The sequence below is a fragment of the Mycobacterium sp. genome, assembly GCF_049673265.1.
Taxonomy (GTDB): Bacteria; Actinomycetota; Actinomycetes; order Mycobacteriales; family Mycobacteriaceae; genus Mycobacterium.
This window is the reverse complement of the sequence record NZ_JBATXN010000426.1, coordinates 1-20,310: the sequence shown is the minus strand read 5'-3', so window position 1 is coordinate 20,310 and position 20,310 is coordinate 1. Positions and strand designations below refer to the sequence as shown.

Here is a 20,310-nt window from a genome sequence, read left to right as displayed (position 1 = left end):
GCGGTGACCGGCGAGGAGACCGGGAGGGACGCCACGCCAGGAGAAGCCGGCACCCCACCGGTCATCAACGAGGTCAGGTCGCCGGGCAGCGAAATCTGCTGCGGCAACGGCACCCCAAGGAAGGGCAGCTGCGGCAGGTTGAGCTGCGCCTGGGGCAGCAATCCGGCGGGTCCCGTCGTTGGCGCGGCCGCAGGAACGGTGGGCGCAAAGCCAGGGATGCCAAGGCCGGGCGTTGTCGCCGGCGCGGCCGCCGGAACGGTCGGCGTCAAGCCCGGGATGCCGAGCCCGGGTGCTGCGGTCGTCGCCGCCGGCGCCGTGCCGGGGATGAGCGAGGTTGCGCCCGGGATGCCCGAGGTGGCTCCCGGAAGGGCGGCTTCCGACGGCGACGGGACCCTGATGCTGGCCAACGGCGGCGGCGTCGCGGGCTGCCCGCCCATGGCCGTCGCAAGGTTCTGCAGCACCTGGGGTGCGCCGGCCGCAGAAGTGACCAACTGCTGGCCGATATTGGGTGCCGGTATCGGCGGCGCCGCCGGATCGGCGTGGGCTGTGCCCATCAGCCCGCCCATGAGTAGCGCGGCCGACGAGCCCGCCACAACCGCGGTGGCGCGGAACAACGTCCAAATGGTTGACATGACTCTCCTGAGGTTCTCGACGACGGGGTGCTCCCGCGCTGATAGTTCGCGCGTTACTCGAGTGACTCAAGTGACACGTGTGGCGGTTATTCGATCGTTACGGATACGAGTGACGGCGGTGACCAGACAGGCTCGTCGGCGCGTCCCCGTTAGAGTCGTGCAGATAGAAACCACCTCGGCCGCCCCGGCGGCAGCCTCCACCCCACGGCGGGCGTCTTCGCGCAGCGCTGTCGGGCCGGTGCTGTTCGTGGTGAGCGTCGCCGCGCGGTTGGCCTGGACGTATCTGGCGCCCAACGGAGCCAATTTCGTCGACTTGCACGTCTACATCGGCGGCGCGGCCACCATCGATCACCCGGGGAGCCTGTACCACTACGTCTACGCGGATCAGACGCCGGATTTCCCGCTGCCGTTTACCTATCCGCCGTTCGCGGCGGTGATGTTCTACCCGCTGCACCTGCTGCCGTTCGGGTTGGTCGCCTTCTGCTGGCAGGTCGGCACGATGGCCGCGCTCTATGGCGTGGTCCGGATCAGCCAGCGTCTGCTTGGGGTTGCGGCCGGCGCGGGCCACCGTCTGGCGATGCTGTGGACCGCGATCGCCATCTGGCTCGAGCCGCTGCGCAGTACGTTCGACTACGGCCAGATCAATGTGTTGTTGGTGCTCGCCGGGTTGTACGCGGCTTACACCACCCGGTGGTGGTTGTCGGGTCTATTGGTCGGCTCGGCGGCCGGCGTGAAGCTGACACCGGCGATCACCGGCCTGTATTTCGTCGGTGCTCGTCGATGGGCTGCGGCGGTGTTCTCGGCGGTCGTGTTCTTGGCGACCGTTGCGATGTCGGCGCTGGTCATCGGCGACGAGACCCGCCAGTACTTCACCGAGCTGATTTTCGAAACCGACCGGATCGGGCCGATCTGCACGACGTTCAATCAGTCCTGGCGGGGCGGCATCTGCCGGATCTTCGGCCACGACGCCGGGTACAGCCCGCTGGTGCTGACCGGGATCGCGGTCACCGCGATACTGGCTGTGCTGGCCTGGCGGGCGCTGAGCGCCGGCGCCGACGCGCCGGACCGGCTTGGCACCCTGCTGGTGGTCGAGCTGTTCGGGTTACTGCTTTCGCCGATTTCCTGGACACACCACTGGGTGTGGCTGGTGCCGTTGATGATCTGGCTGCTGCACGGGCCCCTATCGGAGCGTCTCGGCGCGCGCATCCTCGGCTGGATGTGGTTGGCGCTGACCATCATCGGTGTGCCGTGGCTGCTCAGCTTTGCCCAACCGACCATCTGGCAGAACGGCAGGGCCTGGTATCTGGCCTGGGGCGGAATGGTCTACATCGTCGCGACGCTGGCGACCCTGGCCTGGATTGCGGCGAGCGGACCGCGAGCGGCTACTCGCCGATAATCCCGTCGATGTCATGCGCCATGGCCACGTCCTTGTCGGTGATGCCGCCCTCGGAGTGCGTCACCAGCGCGAAAGTCACTGTCCGCCAACGGATGTCGATGTCAGGGTGATGATCCTGGGCTTCGGCGTGCTCAGCCACCCGGCGCACAGCGTCGATACCGGCGAGAAACGCCGGAAATTTGATCGACCGGCGCAGCGCACCGTCCGCGCGTTCCCACCCGTTGAGGTCAGGCAGTGCGGCGTCCACTTGCTCATCGGTTAACACAGCCATATCTCGACGGTATACCGTCACCGCGATGCCGAACCAGATCGTGGTCGCCGGGGCCGTCATCGCCGAATCCCGGGTGCTGATCGCACAGCGCCTTCGGCCGCCCGCGCTGGCGGGCCGCTGGGAATTGCCGGGCGGCAAGGTCGCGCCCGGCGAGACCGAACGCGAGGCGCTGGCCCGCGAACTGGCCGAGGAGCTGGGCGTCGAGGTGGCGGTCGGCGAACGTCTGGGCCACGACGTCGCGCTCAATGCGACGACCACGCTGCGCGCCTACCAAGTCAGGTTGCTCGGTGGCGAACCTCATCCGCATGACCATGGTGCATTGCGCTGGGTGACGATGGCAGAGCTGCACGAGATCGACTGGGTGCCCGCTGATCGGGGATGGCTGCCCGCGCTGGCTCGCATCCTGTGACGCGGGGCACGTCCCAGCCGCTCAGTTTCGTTATCGACGGCCTGCGCTGCGACAATCACCGGCGTGGATTTTCGCAATATCGCCATTGTCGCGCACGTCGACCACGGTAAGACGACCCTGGTCGACGCCATGCTGCGGCAGTCCGGCGCGCTTACCCACCGCGGCGACGATGCAATCGAACGCCTCATGGACTCGGGCGACCTGGAGAAGGAGAAGGGCATCACGATTCTGGCGAAGAACACCGCCGTGCATCGTCAGCACGCGGACGGCTCGATGACCGTCATCAATGTCATCGATACGCCGGGTCACGCCGATTTCGGCGGCGAGGTAGAGCGCGGCCTGTCGATGGTCGACGGCGTGCTGCTCCTCGTCGACGCCTCCGAGGGGCCGCTGCCCCAAACGCGCTTCGTGCTGCGCAAGGCGCTGGCCGCGCACCTTCCCGTCATCCTGGTGGTGAACAAGACCGACCGGCCAGACGCCCGCATCGCCGAGGTCGTCGAGGAAAGCCACGATCTGCTGCTGGACGTCGCTTCCGACCTCGACGAGGAGGCGCAGGCAGCGGCCGAGAAGGCGCTTGACTTGCCGACGCTCTACGCCTCAGGACGTGCCGGCATCGCCTGCACCACCCAACCGGCCAACGGCCAGAATCCCGACGGCGCAAACCTGGATCCGCTGTTCGACGTTCTGCTTGAGCACATTCCGCCGCCGCAGGGCGATCCGGAGGCGCCGTTGCAGGCCCTGGTGACCAACCTCGACGCGTCGTCCTTCCTCGGTCGCCTGGCCTTGATCCGGATCTATAAGGGCCGCATTCGCAAGGGTCAGCAGGTGGCCTGGATGCGCGAGGTGGACGGCCATCCGGTCATCACGAACGCGAAGATCACCGAACTACTGGTCACCGAGGGCGTCGAACGCTCGCCCACCGAGGAGGCCATCGCGGGCGACATCGTCGCGGTCGCCGGCATCCCCGAGATCATGATCGGCGACACTCTCGCCGACCCGGAGCACGCCCACGCACTGCCGCGCATCACCGTCGACGAGCCCGCCATCTCGGTGACCATCGGCACCAACACATCTCCGCTGGCGGGCAAGGTGTCCGGGCACAAGCTCACCGCGCGAATGGTGAAGTCGCGGTTGGACTCCGAACTCGTCGGCAACGTGTCGATCAAGGTCATCGACATCGACCGCCCCGACGCCTGGGAGGTCCAGGGCCGTGGTGAGCTGGCGTTAGCCGTGCTCGTCGAGCAGATGCGACGCGAAGGCTTCGAGCTGACCGTCGGCAAGCCGCAGGTCGTCACGCGGACCATCGACGGCAAGCTGCATGAGCCGTTCGAGGCGATGACCATCGATTGCCCCGAGGAGTTCGTCGGCGCGATCACCCAGCTGATGGCCGCCCGCAAGGGCCGCATGGAGGAGATGACCAACCACGCGGCCGGGTGGGTGCGAATGGACTTCATCGTGCCGAGCCGCGGCCTCATCGGCTTCCGCACTGACTTCCTGACGCTGACTCGCGGCACCGGTATCGCCAACGCCGTGTTCGACGGTTACCGGCCTTGGGCGGGTGAGATTCGTGCCCGGCATACGGGGTCGCTGGTGTCGGACCGCACCGGGTCTATCACCCCGTTCGCCATGATTCAGCTGGCCGATCGCGGCCAATTCTTCGTCGAACCGGGCGAGGACACTTACGAGGGCCAGGTGGTCGGCATCAATCCGCGCGCCGAGGACCTCGACGTCAACGTCACGCGCGAGAAAAAGCTGACCAACATGCGCAGCTCGACGGCCGACGTCATGGAAACCCTGGCCCGGCCGCTGGAGCTCGGCCTCGAGCAGGCGATGGAGTTCTGCGCCGAGGACGAATGTGTCGAGGTGACTCCCGAAGTGGTCCGGGTGCGCAAGGTCGAGCTCGCCGCGACCCTGCGGGCACGGGCGAAGGCGCGCGCCAAGGCGCGCGGGTAACACCGCACTATCCTCCACTCAGACACTGAAGAGGCGGCTGTGACTCGTGAGGTTCGTCCGCAATGACGATCCTGCGGCCCGGCCCCGATACCCTGTTGGGCGTGCCGAAACCAGCCCGCCGCGTCTGGCTGACCATCGGCGTGCTGGTTTCGACGCTGACGCTGACGCTGGCCGGCTGCACGGTCAGCCCACCGCCGGCTCCGCAGAGCACCGAGACGACGCGGAGTACCGCGCCGCCGCCACAACGCAAGACGCAGATCATCGTGGGGATCGACTCGATCGGCGCGGGCTTCAATCCGCATCTGCTCTCCGATCTTTCCGCGGTCAACGCCGCGATCGGTGCGCTGGTGCTGCCCAGCGCGTTTCGGCCGGTGTCAGACCCGGCCACGTCAACCGGATCCCGTTGGGAGATGGACCCGACGCTGTTGGTGTCGGCCGATGTCACCAGCGAGAACCCGTTCACGGTGACCTACAAGATCCGGCCAGAGGCGCAGTGGACCGACAATGCCCCGATCGCCGCCGACGACTTCTGGTATCTGTGGCGGCAGATGGTCGGCCAGCCCGGTGTCGTCGATCCGGCCGGCTACGACCTGATCACCGGTGTGCAGTCGATCGACGGCGGTAAGCAGGCGGTCGTCACCTTCGCCCGGCCATACCCGGCGTGGCGCGAATTGTTCAGCAACATCCTGCCCGCACACATCGTCAAGGATGTGCCGGGCGGTTTCCCGGCCGGATTGGCCAGCGCCTTGCCGGTCACCGGGGGGCAGTTCCGGGTGGAAAACATCGACCCGCAACGTGACGAGATCCTGTTGGCCCGCAACGATCGTTATTGGGGGCCGCCGTCCAAGCCGGACCTGATCCTGTTCCGCCGGGCGGGCGCGCCGGCCGCGCTGGCCGATTCGGTCCGCAACGGCGATACTCAGGTCGCCCAAGTGCACGGTGGCTCAGCGGCTTTCGCGCAGTTGTCGGCCATCCCGGATGTACGGACCGCCCGGATCATGACACCGCGAGTCATGCAGTTGACGTTGCGTGCCAACCAGCCCAAGCTGGTCGACGCCGCGGTGCGTAAGGCGATTCTGGGGATGGTCGACGTTGACTTGCTCGCCGCCGTCGGCGCGGGCAGCGACAACACTGTCACGCTGGACCAGGCGCAGATTCGCTCGCCCAGCGATCCCGGCTATGTGCCGACCGCGCCGCCGGCGCTGACCAGGGCCGAGGCGTTGGGGTTGCTGGAGGCATCGGGTTACCAGATCGAGAACGACACGTCCGCGTCGGTCACTCCGCCGCCGCCGGCGCCCTCGGCGCGACCGCGACCAACTAACGGGCCGCCGGAGATCACCCGGGGGCGTATCAGCAAGGACGGCAAGCAGCTGTCTCTGGTCATCGGCGTCGCCGCGAACGACCCGACATCGGTAGCCGTGGCCAACACCGCCGCCGACCAGTTGCGCAATGTCGGGATCGCAGCGACGGTGTTGGCGCTCGACCCGGTGGCGCTGTACCGCGACGCACTGGTCAACAACACGGTCGACGCTCTTGTCGGTTGGCGCGAGGCCGGCGGAAATTTGGCGACGGTGCTGGCCTCGCGCTACAGCTGCCTGGCGCTGGAGGCGACGACGGTGTCGACGACCAGTCCCACCTCGAAGCCCCCGCCCCCAGCCGATCCGTCGGTTACGGCCAGAGCGACGCCGGCGACCACCGCGACGGCCCCCACTTCCACCGCGACCAGCCAGACGCACGAACCCGGAGCGCTGGTTCAGGCGCCGTCCAACCTGACTGGCATTTGCGATCACAGCATCCAGTCGAATATCGACGCCGGGCTGGCGGGCACCACGAACATCAACGACGTGATCAACGCGGTGGAGCCGCAGCTGTGGAACATGTCGACCGTGCTACCGATTCTGCAGGACACCACGATCGTGGCCGCTGGTCCCAGCGTTCTCAATGTGAGTCTTTCGGGTTCGGTGCCCGTCGGGATCGTCGGCGACGCGGGGCAGTGGGTCAAAACCGCGCAATAGGCCGAAAACTATTGGGCCACCGGCGCCGAAAGGGCGATCACGGTGTCGACGATGTGCGCCAGTTGGCGCTTGTTCGGCGGGGCTCCGGTGAGCAGCATCTGTTGGTTGATCAACGCCGGGCCGACGCGCGCGGTGTAGGGCGTGAGCGCCGCGGCATTGATCTCGCCGTTGGCCACGCCGGCCTGCAGAATCGCTTCGGTGATCGCCAAACGTGGCGCCACGACGGCGTCGGCGAAGATGGCGCGCAGTTCCGGCTCGTGCAAGAGCTGGTTCATGATGGCCAGGCTGGGGAATGCGGTCTTGCCGGAAAGCACATCGCAATGCGCGGCGAACACGGCCAGCAGATTCTCCCGAGCCGGTCGGTCGGCGCGGGGCTCGGCCAGTGGCGGCAGCGCATAATGCAACGCCGACTGGACCAGGTCGTGCTTGCAAGTCCAGCGGCGATACAACGCGGCCTTGCCGGTGCGGGCGCGCGCGGCGATCCCTTCCATGGTCAGCCCGCCGTAGCCGACTGCGGCGAGTTCGGCCAGCGTCGCGTCGTAAAGCGCGTCCTCGAGTTCCTTGCCCCGGCGGCGGGTGCGAGCGGTCTGCTGTCGCATCCGTTGATAGTAGCCATCGGCGTTCACACCGGTATGGTGCCTGCATGCAGGAGACGCCGCGGCTGTTGTTCGTGCACGCCCATCCCGATGACGAGACGATCACCAACGGTGCCACCATCGCCCATTACATCGCCCGCGGGGCTGCGGTGCATGTCGTCACCTGCACTCTGGGCGAAGAGGGCGAGATCATCGGTGACCGTTGGGCACAGCTGGGCGCCGATCACGCCGATCAACTCGGCGGCTACCGCATCGGCGAACTCACCGCGGCGCTACAAGCCCTGGGAGTGCCGGCGCCGATCTTCCTCGGCGGCCCGGGCCGCTGGCGTGATTCGGGCATGGCCGGCACCGAACCGCGGCGCAGGCGCGAAAGGTTCAGCGACGCCGACGAACACGAAACTGTCGGCGCGCTGGTCGCCCTCATCCGCACGTTGCGCCCGCACGTGGTGGTGACCTACGACCCCAACGGAGGATACGGACATCCCGACCACGTGCAGGCCCATGTCGTCACCACAGCGGCGGTAGCCGCGGCCGGCACCGACGGCTACCCGGGCACGCCGTGGTCGGTGTCGAAGCTGTACTGGACGGTCATCGCCCGAAGCGCATTCATGGCGGGGTGGGAGGCGCTCGGCCCCGACGATTTGCGGTCGGGATGGGTGATTCCGCCACCCGACGGCGAATACTCGGCTTTCCAGGAACTGGGCTACTCCGATGAAGAGATCGACGCCGTCATCGACGACCCGGACGCGATGCCGGCCAAGCAGGCGGCGCTGGCCGCGCACGCCACTCAGCTGACCGTCGGTCCGACCCGCCGCGCGTTCGCGTTGTCGAACAACTTGGCGCTGCCCATCGTCGGGCAAGAGCACTACATTTTGGCGGCCGGTGTCGCGGGAGATCGCGATGGGCGCGGCTGGGAGACCGATTTACTCGCCGGACTCGATCTCACCGAGTCCGTCACGCGGTAGGCTTTCCGGTTATGGATCCGGATCTGGACTACAACCAGCAACACTGGCAGGACCGACTGGACAGCTTTCAGTGGGTGATCATGTCCATCGCGTCGCAGTTGGACAGCGTCCCGACCTGACCGCGACCAAGCCACGCGCCGGGCAGGTTGACGACATCGGCGCGACGGACCCGGCAATTCGATTCGTGATCCTGGCTTTACTCGCCGTCGACGGGATTCTCTCCGCGGTGGCCGGCGCCCTACTGCTGCCGGCCTATATCGGCTCCATCCCATTTCCCATCAGCGCATTGGTCAGCGGCCTGGTCAACGCGGCCCTGGTCTGGGCCGCCGGGCGATGGACTACATCCGCGCGGCTGGCGGCGTTGCCGCTGTGGACGTGGCTTGTCACGGTCCTCCTGATGTTGGCGGGCGGTCCCGGCGGCGACGTCATCTTTGGCGGACCCGGAGTGCAGGCCTACGGCCCGTTACTGCTGCTCGCAGGCGGCGTGGTGCCGCCGGCATGGGTGCTGTGGCCGCGCCGAGCCGAACGCTGACGCTGGACGCTACTGTTGCGCACATGGCAGGCGTCGGGGTCGCACAATGTTGCGGTACGCGGATGAAATCCAGCCGGGCGGAAGTTACACCAACGTGCCACTGACTCCGGGTGAAGAGCCGACGCCGCTGCCGACCCCACCGGTGCTGCCGTCCCCGGGCGCATCCGCGATGCGCCGGGTGCTGCGACGGGCCCGCGACGGGGTCGCGCTGAACGTTGACGAGGCGGCCATCGCGATGGCCGCCCGCGGCGATGATCTCGACGATCTGTGTCGCAGCGCGGCGCGGGTACGCGATGCTGGGCTGGAATCGGCGGGACGGCGTGGTGCCGGCGGCCGGCTGCCGGTCAGCTACTCGCGCAAGGTTTTCATCCCGGTCACCCACCTCTGTCGCGACACCTGCCACTACTGCACATTTGTCACCGCGCCGGCCAAGTTGCGTGCCCAGGGCGCGGGAATGTTTCTGGAGCCCGACGAGATTCTCGATATCGCGCGTCGCGGCGGGGAACTCGGTTGCAAGGAAGCATTATTCACTCTCGGTGATCGGCCCGAGGATCGGTGGCCGGAGGCGAGGGAGTGGCTGGACGAGCGCGGCTATGACTCCACGTTGTCCTATGTCCGCGCGATGGCGATCCGGGTGCTTGAGGAAACCGGGCTGTTGCCGCACTTGAACCCGGGCGTGATGAGCTGGTCGGAGTTGTCGCGGCTGAAGCCGGTGGCGCCGTCGATGGGGATGATGTTGGAGACCACGTCGCGGCGGCTGTTCGAAACCAAGGGCCTGGCGCACTACGGCAGCCCCGACAAAGACCCGGTGGTCCGGCTGCGCACGTTGACCGACGCGGGCCGGTTATCCATACCGTTCACCACCGGTCTACTCGTTGGCATCGGCGAGACGCTCGTCGAGCGTGCCGAGACTCTGCATGCTATTCGCAAGTCGCACAAGGCGTTCGGTCACGTTCAGGAAGTGATCGTGCAGAACTTCCGTGCCAAAGAACACACGGCGATGGCCGCGACGCCGGACGCCGGCATCGACGAGTTCCTGGCCACCGTGGCGGTGGCGCGACTGGTGCTCGGTCCCGGAATGCGCATCCAGGCGCCGCCGAACCTGGTATCGCCCGACGAGTGCCTGGCGCTGATCGCCGCAGGTGTCGACGACTGGGGCGGCGTTTCGCCGTTGACGCCCGATCATGTCAACCCCGAGCGGCCGTGGCCCGCGCTCGACGAGCTCGCCGCCGTCACCGAGGCGGCGGGCTACGACCTGGTCGAGCGACTGACCGCGCAGCCCAAATACATACAGGCCGGGGCGGCCTGGATCGACCCGCGGGTTCGCGGACACGTTGCGGCGCTGGCCGATCCGGCCACCGGGCTGGCCCGCGACGTGCATCCGGCGGGCATGCCGTGGCAGGAACCCGACGACGTGGCGTCGTCCGGCCGGGTGAACTTGAATGCGGCGATCGACACCGAAGGTCGCAATACCGAGGCCCGTAGCGACCTCGAGAGTGCGTTCGGGGACTGGGATTCGATCCGTTCGCAAGTGCACGAGCTGGCGGCCCGGGCCCCGGAGCGCATCGACACCGATGTGCTCGCCGCCTTGACCGCGGCCGAACGTGATCCGGCCCGCTGCACCGACGCCGAATACCTGGCCTTGGCCACCGCCGACGGAGCTGCTTTGGATGCCGTTGCCGCGCTGGCAGATTCATTGCGCCGCGAGGTGGTCGGTGACGACGTGACGTTCGTGGTCAACCGCAACATCAACTTCACCAACATCTGTTATACCGGCTGCCGGTTCTGCGCGTTTGCGCAGCGCAAAGGCGACGCCGACGCCTACTCGCTGTCGACGACCGAGGTCGCCCAGCGTGCGTGGGAGGCCCACGTCGCCGGCGCTACCGAGGTCTGCATGCAGGGTGGGATCGATCCTGAGCTGCCCGTCACCGGATACGCCGATCTGGTGCGCGCCGTCAAGGCGCGGGTGCCGTCGATGCACGTGCACGCGTTCTCGCCGATGGAGATCGCCAGCGGAGTAACCAAGAGCGGCTTGAGTATCCGGGAATGGCTGACCAGCCTGCGTGAGGCAGGCCTGGATACCATTCCCGGCACCGCCGCCGAGATCCTCGACGACGAGGTCCGCTGGGTGCTCACCAAGGGCAAGCTGCCCAGCTCGATGTGGATCGAGATCGTGACCACAGCCCACGAGGTAGGCCTTCGTTCATCGTCGACGATGATGTACGGGCACGTCGACAACCCCCGGCACTGGGTCGGCCACCTCAACGTGTTGCGTGACATTCAGGACCGCACTGGAGGTTTCACCGAGTTCGTTCCGCTGCCGTTCGTGCATCAAAACTCGCCGCTGTACCTCGCCGGCGCAGCCCGGCCAGGACCCAGCCACCGTGACAACCGCGCCGTGCACGCGCTGGCACGAATCATGCTGCACGGCAGGATCTCTCATATTCAGACCAGTTGGGTCAAGCTCGGCGTCGAGCGCACACAGGTGATGCTCAACGGCGGCGCGAACGATTTGGGCGGCACGCTGATGGAAGAGACCATTTCGCGGATGGCCGGCTCCGAATACGGATCGGCCAAGACGGCTGCCGAGTTGACCGCGATCGCCGAGGGCATCGGGCGGCCGGCACGCCAGCGCACCACGACGTACAGTCCGCTCGCCGCGTAGGTTGGGCAGCATGGGCCAAAAGATCGACAACGACAGGTTTCCCGAATGGCAACCGTTCATCGACGCCGTGCAGCAGCGACGTCCGGACGCGGGCACCTGGTGCGAGGCGTGGACGGTCCGCGACATCGTCATCCATCAGGCCGCCAACGCCGAGGAGCTGGGCCGGGTGCTGGGCGCGCACCTGGCCGGCGATCCGGTTGCCACCCGCGGGTTCGAGGAACGCGAGGGGCCGCTGCGCGCCATGAACGAGACCGACCTGTGGACGGCTTTGCACCGAAACATGGCCATGCTCAACGAGGTTGCCGAAGCGGCCGATGACGTCCCGGCCGATACCGACGTGGCGTGGACCGGGCGCACCATGAAGGTGCCCTGGTTCGCCGAGCACATGCGTGAAGAGCTGGTCCTGCACGGATGGGACATCACCGGCGACGATGCGGCGGCCCAGGCACGGATGGCGCAGCCCTGGATGACGATCCACAGTGTGCTGGCGGTGGGACGGCCGCTGTTGGCTAAGGGCGTCAAGCAATTGCGGCCCGGGGAGCGGATCGAGGCGCGGTTGCGAGTTGCCGACGCCGACGATGTGGTTGTCGACGCGGAGGCCGACCGCACCACCATCCGGCTGGCTGCCCCGGACGGGCCGGCCACGTTGGAAACCGATGCCGCCGCAAGGGTTTTGCTGTTGTGGGGCCGCCGCCCCGCCGACCCGTCGCGGATCTGCAGCCGGGTCGGGCCGCAAACCTTGGGTCGGGTGCGGGCTCTGCTGGCCGGCTACTGACGCCGCTACAGCCGGGCAGCCAGCTCGGTGCCCTGCTTGATGGCGCGCTTGGCGTCCAGTTCCACCGCGAATGCCGCGCCGCCGATGATGTGCGGGTCGATACCGGCTAGCCGCAGCTCGTCTTCCAGGTCTCGCACCGGCTCCTGACCCGCGCAGACCACCACGTTGTCCACCGCCAGCAACTGCGGCCGCTGCCGGTTCGGGCCGAAGCTGATGTGCAGTCCGTCGTCGCTCACCCGTTCGTAGTTGACTCCGGAAAGCTGGTGAACGCCTTTGGCCTTCAACGAAGCCCGGTGCACCCATCCGCTGGTCTTGCCCAGCCGCTTGCCTTGCGCACCGCTGCTGCGCTGCAGTAAATACACCTCACGCAGCGGGGGCGCCGGAATCGGACTGGTCAGCGCGCCCCGCCCGTCCCACGGATCGGCGGCGCCCCACTCGGCTTTCCAATCTTTGAGGTTCAACGTGGGCGACTCGCCGGTCACCAGGAATTCGCTGACGTCGAAACCGATGCCGCCGGCGCCGATCACGGCGACGGTCTTCCCGACCGGCTTGACGCCGGTGATCGCCTGGGCGTAGGTGAGCACCATCGGATGATCGATGCCGGGGATCGCCGGAATCCGCGGCGCCACACCGGTGGCCAACACGACGTCGTCGTAGCCGGCCAGCTGCGCCCCCGACACTCGAGTGCCCAGCCGAACCGTCACGCCGTGCTTGTCCAGCATCGTCGTGAAATACCGGATGGTTTCCGTGAATTCCTCTTTGCCCGGGATCCGGCGCGCCATGTCGAATTGGCCGCCGATGAAGTCGTTGGCCTCGAACAGTGTCACGTCATGACCACGCGCGGCGGCATTCACCGCGGTCGCCAGCCCGGCCGGGCCGGCTCCGACCACCGCGATCACGCGAGTGCGCCGCGTCGGCGACAGCACCAACCGGGTCTCGTGGCCGGCTCGCGGATTGAGCAGACAGGACACCGTCTTCTTCACGAATGCGTGATCGAGGCAAGCCTGATTACACGCGATGCAGGTGTTGATCTCGTCGTCGCGTGCGGCTTGCGCCTTGAGCACCCACTCCGGGTCCGCCAGCAGCGGCCGTGCCATCGAAACCAGCTGCACATCGGTATCGGCCAGAATTTGTTCGGCCGCCTGGGGCATGTTGATGCGGTTGGACGCCGCTACCGGAATGTTGACGTGCCCGGCGACCGCATGGCTGATGTCGACGAACGCGCTGTTGGGCACCGACGTGACGATCGTCGGCACCCTAGCCTCGTGCCAGCCGAAGCCGGAGTTGATGATCGTTGCCCCAGCGGCCTCGATTTCGGTTGCCAGCGCCAGCGTTTCGTCCCAACTCTGGCCGTCTTCGACGTAGTCGGCCATCGACATCCGGTAGCAGATGATGAAATCCGATCCGACGGATTCTCTTATGCCGCGCACGATCTCGACCGCGAACCGGCGGCGCTTCTCCGGTGTACCGCCCCAGGCATCGTTGCGCTTGTTGGTACCCGGTGCCAGAAATTGGTTGATCAAATATCCTTCACTGCCCATGATCTCGACGCCGTCATAGCCGGCCTCGCGGGCGAGCTGCGCGCACCGCACGAAGTCGTCGATCGTGCTCTGCACTCCGCGCGACGAAAGCCGGCGCGGGCGAAACGGGTTGATCGGCGCCTTGATCGACGACGCGCTGACCGAAAGCGGATGGTAGGCATAACGTCCGGCGTGCAAGATCTGCAGCGCAATCTTGCCACCCGCGTCGTGGACCGCGCTGGTGATGCGACGATGCCGGCGCGCCTGAGCGGAGGAAAGCAGCTCGGAGGCAAACGGCAGCAACCAGCCGGTCCGGTTCGGCGCATAGCCACCGGTGATGATCAGCCCGACACCGCCGCGGGCGCGTTCAGCGAAATACTCGGCGAGCCGGTCGATGTGGTGCGCACGGTCTTCCAGACCGGTGTGCATCGAACCCATGATCACCCGGTTACGCAGCGTGGTGAACCCGAGATCCAACGGGGACAACAGGTTTGGATAGGTCATGGATGTCCCTGTAATGCCGTGGCCACTTCGTCGAGCCAGTCGATCGTGCTCTCCTCGGCGCGGATGCCGCCGCGCAGCACCAAGTATTGATGTAGCGCGCTGCCGCGCAGCGCCGACGGGTCGGCGAACTGTGTCTTCTCGAATCCGCGGTAGATGTCCAACAGCTGCGCACGTTCGGCGCGCAGCGCGGAAATCTGCGTGCGTAGCGCGGCCGGGTCGCCGTGAGCGGCCCCGCGTAGCTTGACGGCCACATCGCGGGTTCGGGTGTCCGACAGTGCTCCGCCGCGTCCGGACGTCGCTTTGCCTAAAGGCGCGGCGATCCAGCGGGCCAGCTCGACGCGGCCGGCCTCGGAGACGGTGTAGACCTTCTTGTCCGGCCGGCCGCGCTGGGCGACGACCGTCGAACAGACCCAGCCGTCGTCTTCCATCGCCCGCAATGTTCGGTAGATCTGCTGATGGGTGGCGTTCCAGAAGTAGCCGATGGAGCGGTCGAACCGGTGCGCCAGCTCGTAGCCGGAGCCGGACTGTTCGCACAGCGATACCAGGATCGCGTGGGGGAGTGCCACGCGCGCAGCATAAGGACAGCGGCCAGCCCTATGCAACTAGTTGCACTGCACCAGCGCGCATAGCCGCCCGGTGGTTGCGTTTTGTATGCAACGTCTAGTATCAGTAATCAACGGATCTTCACCCCCGGGAAGCGAAACCATAAGGCCGGGCGTCCTTCCCCGGGCCACCGAAACACATGGAGGAGACCTTCGTGACGTACACGATCGCCGAACCCTGCGTCGACATCAAGGACAAGGCATGTATCGAGGAATGCCCGGTCGACTGCATCTACGAGGGCGCTCGGATGCTCTACATCCACCCCGACGAGTGCGTGGACTGTGGCGCCTGTGAGCCGGTCTGCCCGGTCGAGGCGATCTACTACGAAGATGATGTGCCCGAGCAGTGGAATCAGTACACGCAGATCAATGCGGACTTCTTCGATGAGCTCGGATCACCCGGTGGCGCGGCCAAGGTCGGCATGACCGAGAACGACCCGCAGGTCGTCAAAGATCTGCCGCCGCAAGGTGAGGGCGACTGAGCAGCCTGGTGAACCGCCGGTCGGCGGCCTCCGCTCTACTGCCGGTGTTCCCCTGGGACACCCTGGCCGACGCGACAGCGCTGGCCAAGTCGCACCCGGACGGCATCGTCGACCTATCCGTCGGCACGCCTGTCGATCCGGTGGCGCCGGTGATCCGCGAAGCGCTCGCCGCAGCCAGCGCCGCCCCCGGATACCCCACCACTGCGGGCACCTCGGAACTTCGCCAATCGGCCGCCGCCGCCCTGGAACGTCGGTACGGCGTCACCGCTTTGACCGAGGCGGCGGTGTTGCCGGTGATCGGTACCAAGGAACTCATCGCCTGGCTGCCGACGCTGCTCGCGTTGGGCGCCGATGACCTGGTCGTGGTTCCCGAGCTGGCGTATCCCACTTACGACGTCGGCGCTCGGCTGGCCGGAACTCGGGTGCTCTACGCCGATTCGCTGACTCAGCTGGGTCCGCAGTCGCCCGCGTTGGTCTACGTGAACTCGCCGAGCAATCCGACCGGGCAGGTGCTCGGCGTCGACCATTTGCGCAAGGTCGTCGGTTGGGCCCGGGAGCGCGGCACCGTGGTGGCCTCCGACGAGTGCTACTTGGGCCTGGGCTGGGACGCCGAACCGCTGTCGGTCCTGCATCCCTCGGTGTGCGACGGCGACCACACCGGTCTGTTGGCGGTGCACTCGCTCTCCAAGAGCTCATCGTTGGCCGGCTACCGGGCCGGCTTCGTCGCCGGGGACCAAGGACTGGTCGCCGAACTGCTGGCGGTCCGCAAACACGCCGGGATGATGGTGCCGACGCCGGTGCAGGCGGCCATGGTCGCCGCCTTGGACGACGACCCCCATGAACACGATCCGCGCGACCGTTACCGCCGACGCCGCGACGTGCTGCTGCCGGCGTTCGGCTCGGCCGGTTTCACCGTCGACTACTCCGAAGCCGGGCTGTATCTGTGGGTCACCCGTGGTGAAGCTTGCCGCGACACCGTCAGCTGGCTGGCGCAGCGCGGCATTCTGGCGGCGCCTGGTGAGTTCTACGGCCCACGCGGCGTCCAGCATGTTCGGGTGGCGTTGACCGCCACCGACGAGCGGATCGCTGCGGCGGCCGACCGTCTTGCGGGAAGCTAACGATATGACCGACTACGACGTAGAAGCGGTCGACCGGCTGCCCTTCGCCACCCCGGAGAAGTCGCAGCGGTACCGCACGGAGAACTACCAGGGCGCCGTCGGGCTCAACTGGTATGAAACCGATCCGAGCCTCCAGTTCACGATGTCCTACTATCTGCAGCCCGACGAGTTGGCCGTCGCCGAACCCCATCTGCGGCGTATCGGCGCGCTGATGGGTGGCCCGGTGGCGCGGTGGGCCGAGCAGACCGACCGGAATCCAGCGCGGCTGGAGCGCTATGACCGCTGGGGCCACGACGTCAGCCAGGTCATCCAGCCGCCGTCGTTCACCGAGTCGAAAAGGGCAGTGCTGGATGCGCAAAAGGCGCTCAAGGACGATGCGCGACGCGCCCGCGTCAACCCGGCACTGCCGCTCTACGCCGCCAACTATCTGCTCGATCAGGCCGACATCGGCCTGGGGTGCGCGTTGGGTACCGGCGGTGGGATGGTCAAGTCGCTGGTCGCGGCGTATGCGCCGGCGGATGTTCGGGAGGATGTCTTGGCCAAGTTCGAGAGCGGCGAGTGGGAAGGGGAGACCGCTCAGCTGTTGACCGAGCGGGCCGGCGGCTCCGATCTCGGCGCCCTGGAGACCATGGCGACCCGGCAAGGAGATGCTTGGCTGCTGAACGGTTTCAAGTGGTTTGCGTCCAACTGCGACGGGCAGGTGTTCGTCGTGCTGGCCAAGCCGCAGGGTGCACCGGATTCCGGGCGCGGCGTGGCAACATTCCTGGTGCTACGGACCCGTCGGGACGGCACCCGCAACGGCATCCGGATCCGCCGCCTCAAGGACAAACTCGGCACCCGATCGGTGGCCTCCGGCGAGGTGGAGTTCGTCGACGCCGAAGCGTTCCTGCTGTCCGGCGAGCCGAGCAGCCAGGATGCCCAGACTGGCCCGCACGACGGCAAGGGGCTGGGCCGAATGATGGAGTTGACCAACGCGGCCCGGCTCGGGATCGCAATGTTCGCCCTCGGCAACTCGCGCCGCGCCCTCGTCGAATCGCTGTGCTACGCGCGGCAGCGGCAGGCGTTCGGCGGTGCGTTGCTCGACAAGCCGCTGGTCCGCCGCAAGCTTGCCGAGATGATCGTCGACGTCGAAGCCGCCCAAGCGCTGGTCTTCGACGGCACCGGGTTCGCCAACCACCGTCAGCCCCGCGCGGTGCGTCAGCGTATCGCCGTGCCGGCGACGAAGCTCAAAGTGTGCCGGCTTGGTATCACGATGGCATCGGACGCGATCGAGATCCACGGCGGCAACGGCTATATCGAAACCTGGCCGGTCGCCCGGTTGCTTCGCGACGCGCAGGTCAACACCATCTGGGAAGGTCCTGACAATATCCTGTGTCTTGACGTGCGGCGGGGCATCGAGCGCTCGCATGCGCATGAGCCTTTGCTGGAGCGGCTGCACGACGCAGTTTCGGTGTCCGACGACGACGCGACGACGCGCCTTGTACGCAGCCGCATCGACGATCTTGAAGCGGCGATCACGGCTTGGGGCAAGCTGGACGGCGCGGTTGCTGAGGCTCGGCTTTTCCCGCTCACTCAGTTCATCGGCGATGTGTATGCAGGGGCTTTGCTGACCGAGCAGGCAGCCTGGGAGCGCGCCACCGGCCAGGCCGACCGAAAGGCCCTGGTGGCGCAGTTGTATGCCTCACGGCACCTCGCTGACCAGGGAGCCAAGCGTGGTATCGACGAACAGGGTGACGACGCCATAGAACGATTTGACGAGCTGATCGAGGGTTCGCTGGTGATCAGCTGAGAATGGATATCCCCAAGCCGGATTCGTCCCAGCGCGCGCGAGCGGTAGGACGCAACGTACTCTTTTCCGGGAGCTTGAAAGATCGTGCTAAGGAATTTGGTGTGACAAAACCGGTAGACGAGCAGGGCTTTGCGCCGTCTTTTTCTGACGCGTGCAAGCGGTTTGTGCTCGGAAAACCGATGATCAACGACCAGCTGGAACACGAAAGACTTTCGAATCCCGTTGCGCTCGGCGTGCTTTCACCAGACGCCATCTCGTCGACCGCCTACGGTCCAGAACAGATCATGATCGAATTGCTGCCGGCCGCCGGGCTGGCCGCGTTCGCGCTGCTACTTCCGATAACCGGTGTCATCTTGTTGATTCTGGTGTTGGTGGCCGCCTCCTATCGCCAGGTCGTGATGGTCTACACCCGCGCGGGTGGGTCTTATGTGGTCGCTCGGGAGAATTTCGGACCTCGGGTGGCTCAGATCGCCGCGGCTTCGCTGTTGATCGACTACGTGGTGACCGTCGCCGTGCAGTGCGCGGCTGGAACGGTCGCGGTGGCCTCGGCGTTTCCCGCGCTGGGTCCCTACGGCCTGGAAATCACCGTGGCTGTCGTGCTGCTGATGTGTCTGGCCAACCTGCGCGGCCTGCGCGAGGCCGGAGTTCGTTTCGCGCTGCCGACGTATTTCTTCGTCGGCATGGTCTCAACGACGATCATCGTCGGCATCATCCGCGAATTCACCGGCAGCTTAAAGACTTACGATCCGCAGCACATTGTCGGAGCGGTCCCCGTCGGCCACGGCGACGGCATCATCATGGGCGCCACGATCCTGATTGTGTTGCGCGCGTTCGCCAACGGCGGCTCGTCGCTGACCGGGGTCGAGGCCATTTCCAACACCGTCAACGCGTTCCGTAAGCCCGAAGGCATCAACGCCCGCCGCGTACTGACCGTCATGGCGGCGATCCTTGGATTCCTGTTGGCCGGGGTGGCCTGGTTGGCGCATGCCACGCACGCCACCCCATACGCGAACGGGTATCCGTCCATGCTGTCCGAGATCGCCCGGGCGGTGTTCGGCAACGGAACGATCGGTCACGTCTTCTACTTCTTGGTGCAGGCCGCCACCGCACTGATCCTCTACACCGGGGGCAATACCAGCTTCAACGGGTTCCCCGCGTTGGCGAGTTTCGTTGCCGAGGACCAGTTTTTGCCGCGGCCGCTGATGAAGCGCGGTCACCGGCTGGTGTTCTCCAACGGCATCATCATGTTGACGGTGCTGGCGGTGGCGCTGCTGATCATCACCGGAGGATCGGTCAACGCGCTGGTGCCGTTCTACGCGATCGGGGTTTTCACCGGCTTCTCGATGGCCGGCTACGGGATGACCAAACATCACCTCACCCATCGGGGGCCCGGCTGGCGACCCAAGCTGGTGCTCAACCTGTCCGCAGGCATCCTGTCGACGATCGTGGTGGCCATCTTCGCGGTCGCGAAGTTCACCGAGGGCGCCTGGCTGGTCGTCGTGGTCTTCCCGATTTTGGTGTTCGGCTTGATGCGGCTCAACCGGCAATATCGCGCCGAGGCGTCGGTGTTGGAGATGGCCCGCACCCCGCTCCCTGACATGGACAAACACGACCGGCATCGGGTGTTCGTCTTCGTGGACAGTGTCGACTTGGCCGAGGTCGAGGCGATGCGTTACGCGCACGGGTTGCAGGCCGATGAGCTGACCGCGGTGCACTTCGTGTTGGACGCGGCTCATGCCGCGGGGTTGCAGCAGCGTTGGCGCGACTTCGGGCACGTCACCGAATTGCGGTTGGTCGATTGTCTGGATCGCAACTTGGGCCGGGCCGCGCAAGCGCTCGTTTGCCAGGTCAAGGAGGACCATCCGGACAGTACCGTGACGGTGTTGCTGCCACGTCGGACGTATTCGGCGCTACTGGGCCGGCTGCTGCACGACCGCACCGCCGACAAGATCGCCGCGGTGGTCAGCCGGATCCCGGGCGCCAGCGCGCAGATCGTGGCCTACGACATCGCCTCTCGGATCAGAATCACCCAAGCTGCCCGGGCCCAGACGGCAGGGCCTCCGCCAAATCTGCCGAGCGTTGCGGA

Annotated in this window: 17 protein-coding genes; 12 read left to right on the top strand and 5 right to left on the bottom strand. The window is 66.6% G+C overall.

The features are described 5' to 3' along the window. The coding region (locus WBF82_RS14935) for a hypothetical protein (protein ID WP_424383774.1) at positions 1 to 632 on the bottom strand (632 nt) is incomplete at its 3' end. Between the two features lie 109 nt (positions 633 to 741). Here WBF82_RS14935 and WBF82_RS14930 point away from each other — a divergent pair. Next, positions 742 to 2,028, top strand: a complete 1,287-nt coding sequence (locus WBF82_RS14930) for a mannosyltransferase (protein WP_424383773.1) — start codon at positions 742 to 744, stop codon at positions 2,026 to 2,028. Here the strand turns inward: WBF82_RS14930 and WBF82_RS14925 are convergent. Next, positions 2,015 to 2,299: a 4a-hydroxytetrahydrobiopterin dehydratase gene (locus tag WBF82_RS14925; RefSeq protein WP_424383772.1), complete on the bottom strand. Its 285-nt coding sequence runs from the start codon at positions 2,297 to 2,299 to the stop codon at positions 2,015 to 2,017. The genes WBF82_RS14930 and WBF82_RS14925 overlap by 14 nt on opposite strands. A gap of 25 nt (positions 2,300 to 2,324) precedes the next feature. On the opposite strand from WBF82_RS14925, the gene WBF82_RS14920 reads away from it, so the two are divergent. The 3 genes from WBF82_RS14920 (at position 2,325) to WBF82_RS14910 (ending at position 6,676) form a co-directional block, all read left to right on the top strand. Further along, on the top strand, positions 2,325 to 2,708 hold the full coding sequence (locus tag WBF82_RS14920; RefSeq protein WP_424383771.1) for a (deoxy)nucleoside triphosphate pyrophosphohydrolase: 384 nt from the start codon (positions 2,325 to 2,327) through the stop codon (positions 2,706 to 2,708). Between the two features lie 63 nt (positions 2,709 to 2,771). Continuing rightward, entirely contained in the window at positions 2,772 to 4,661 is a 1,890-nt protein-coding gene (gene typA, locus WBF82_RS14915) for a translational GTPase TypA (RefSeq protein WP_424383770.1), read from the top strand. A 95-nt stretch (positions 4,662 to 4,756) separates the two neighbouring features. Beyond that, positions 4,757 to 6,676, top strand: a complete 1,920-nt coding sequence (locus tag WBF82_RS14910) for an ABC transporter family substrate-binding protein (protein WP_424383775.1) — start codon at positions 4,757 to 4,759, stop codon at positions 6,674 to 6,676. Positions 6,677 to 6,684: 8 nt separating this feature from the next. On the opposite strand, the gene WBF82_RS14905 is transcribed toward WBF82_RS14910, so the two are convergent. After that, the gene (locus WBF82_RS14905; protein ID WP_424383769.1) at positions 6,685 to 7,275 is read right to left on the bottom strand and encodes a TetR/AcrR family transcriptional regulator; all 591 of its coding nucleotides are present in this window, start codon (positions 7,273 to 7,275) and stop codon (positions 6,685 to 6,687) included. Positions 7,276 to 7,319: 44 nt separating this feature from the next. On the opposite strand from WBF82_RS14905, the gene mshB reads away from it, so the two are divergent. The 4 genes from mshB (at position 7,320) to WBF82_RS14885 (ending at position 12,209) form a co-directional block, all read left to right on the top strand. Continuing rightward, positions 7,320 to 8,237, top strand: coding sequence for an N-acetyl-1-D-myo-inositol-2-amino-2-deoxy-alpha-D-glucopyranoside deacetylase (gene mshB / locus WBF82_RS14900; RefSeq protein WP_424383768.1), 918 nt, complete (start codon positions 7,320 to 7,322; stop codon positions 8,235 to 8,237). Between the two features lie 70 nt (positions 8,238 to 8,307). After that, positions 8,308 to 8,769, top strand: a complete 462-nt coding sequence (locus WBF82_RS14895; RefSeq protein WP_424383767.1) for a DUF6113 family protein — start codon at positions 8,308 to 8,310, stop codon at positions 8,767 to 8,769. A gap of 46 nt (positions 8,770 to 8,815) precedes the next feature. Beyond that, a complete protein-coding gene (locus tag WBF82_RS14890; protein ID WP_424383766.1) occupies positions 8,816 to 11,434 on the top strand; it encodes a bifunctional FO biosynthesis protein CofGH in 2,619 nt (872 codons plus the stop codon). 10 nt (positions 11,435 to 11,444) lie between these two features. Further along, positions 11,445 to 12,209: a maleylpyruvate isomerase N-terminal domain-containing protein gene (locus WBF82_RS14885; protein ID WP_424383765.1), complete on the top strand. Its 765-nt coding sequence runs from the start codon at positions 11,445 to 11,447 to the stop codon at positions 12,207 to 12,209. A 5-nt stretch (positions 12,210 to 12,214) separates the two neighbouring features. Here WBF82_RS14885 and WBF82_RS14880 read toward each other — a convergent pair whose 3' ends face one another. Both WBF82_RS14880 and WBF82_RS14875 read right to left on the bottom strand, forming a co-directional pair. Then, the gene (locus tag WBF82_RS14880) at positions 12,215 to 14,233 is read right to left on the bottom strand and encodes an FAD-dependent oxidoreductase (RefSeq protein ID WP_424383764.1); all 2,019 of its coding nucleotides are present in this window, start codon (positions 14,231 to 14,233) and stop codon (positions 12,215 to 12,217) included. Further along, positions 14,230 to 14,799 carry a PadR family transcriptional regulator gene (locus tag WBF82_RS14875; protein ID WP_424383763.1) on the bottom strand — a complete coding sequence of 190 codons (570 nt, stop codon included), beginning with the start codon at positions 14,797 to 14,799 and terminating at the stop codon, positions 14,230 to 14,232. Before WBF82_RS14875 ends, WBF82_RS14880 begins: the two co-directional genes overlap by 4 nt. Before the next feature lie 191 nt (positions 14,800 to 14,990). Here WBF82_RS14875 and fdxA point away from each other — a divergent pair, with 191 nt between their 5' ends. The 4 genes from fdxA to WBF82_RS14855 all read left to right on the top strand — a co-directional run. After that, a complete protein-coding gene (gene fdxA / locus WBF82_RS14870; RefSeq protein WP_424383762.1) occupies positions 14,991 to 15,317 on the top strand; it encodes a ferredoxin in 327 nt (108 codons plus the stop codon). 8 nt (positions 15,318 to 15,325) lie between these two features. Then, positions 15,326 to 16,435 (top strand): succinyldiaminopimelate transaminase, encoded by a 1,110-nt coding sequence (gene dapC, locus WBF82_RS14865; RefSeq protein WP_424383761.1) that lies wholly within the window; start codon positions 15,326 to 15,328, stop codon positions 16,433 to 16,435. A gap of 4 nt (positions 16,436 to 16,439) precedes the next feature. Continuing rightward, positions 16,440 to 18,224 carry an acyl-CoA dehydrogenase family protein gene (locus tag WBF82_RS14860; RefSeq protein WP_424383760.1) on the top strand — a complete coding sequence of 595 codons (1,785 nt, stop codon included), beginning with the start codon at positions 16,440 to 16,442 and terminating at the stop codon, positions 18,222 to 18,224. A 2-nt stretch (positions 18,225 to 18,226) separates the two neighbouring features. Continuing rightward, on the top strand, positions 18,227 to 20,310 hold a 2,084-nt coding region (locus tag WBF82_RS14855; RefSeq protein ID WP_424383759.1), incomplete at its 3' end, for an APC family permease.

What these genes read in the sequence shown, in the direction of transcription:
- WBF82_RS14890 (WP_424383766.1), top strand. Translation starts at nt 8,816, where the DNA reads ATGTTGCGGTACGCGGATGAAATCCAGCCGGGCGGAAGTTACACCAAC.
- WBF82_RS14860 (WP_424383760.1), top strand. Translation starts at nt 16,440, where the DNA reads ATGACCGACTACGACGTAGAAGCGGTCGACCGGCTGCCCTTCGCCACC.
- WBF82_RS14880 (WP_424383764.1), bottom strand. Translation starts at nt 14,233, where the DNA reads ATGACCTATCCAAACCTGTTGTCCCCGTTGGATCTCGGGTTCACCACG.
- WBF82_RS14905 (WP_424383769.1), bottom strand. Translation starts at nt 7,275, where the DNA reads ATGCGACAGCAGACCGCTCGCACCCGCCGCCGGGGCAAGGAACTCGAG.
- mshB (WP_424383768.1), top strand. Translation starts at nt 7,320, where the DNA reads ATGCAGGAGACGCCGCGGCTGTTGTTCGTGCACGCCCATCCCGATGAC.
- WBF82_RS14920 (WP_424383771.1), top strand. Translation starts at nt 2,325, where the DNA reads ATGCCGAACCAGATCGTGGTCGCCGGGGCCGTCATCGCCGAATCCCGG.
- WBF82_RS14885 (WP_424383765.1), top strand. Translation starts at nt 11,445, where the DNA reads ATGGGCCAAAAGATCGACAACGACAGGTTTCCCGAATGGCAACCGTTC.
- WBF82_RS14925 (WP_424383772.1), bottom strand. Translation starts at nt 2,299, where the DNA reads ATGGCTGTGTTAACCGATGAGCAAGTGGACGCCGCACTGCCTGACCTC.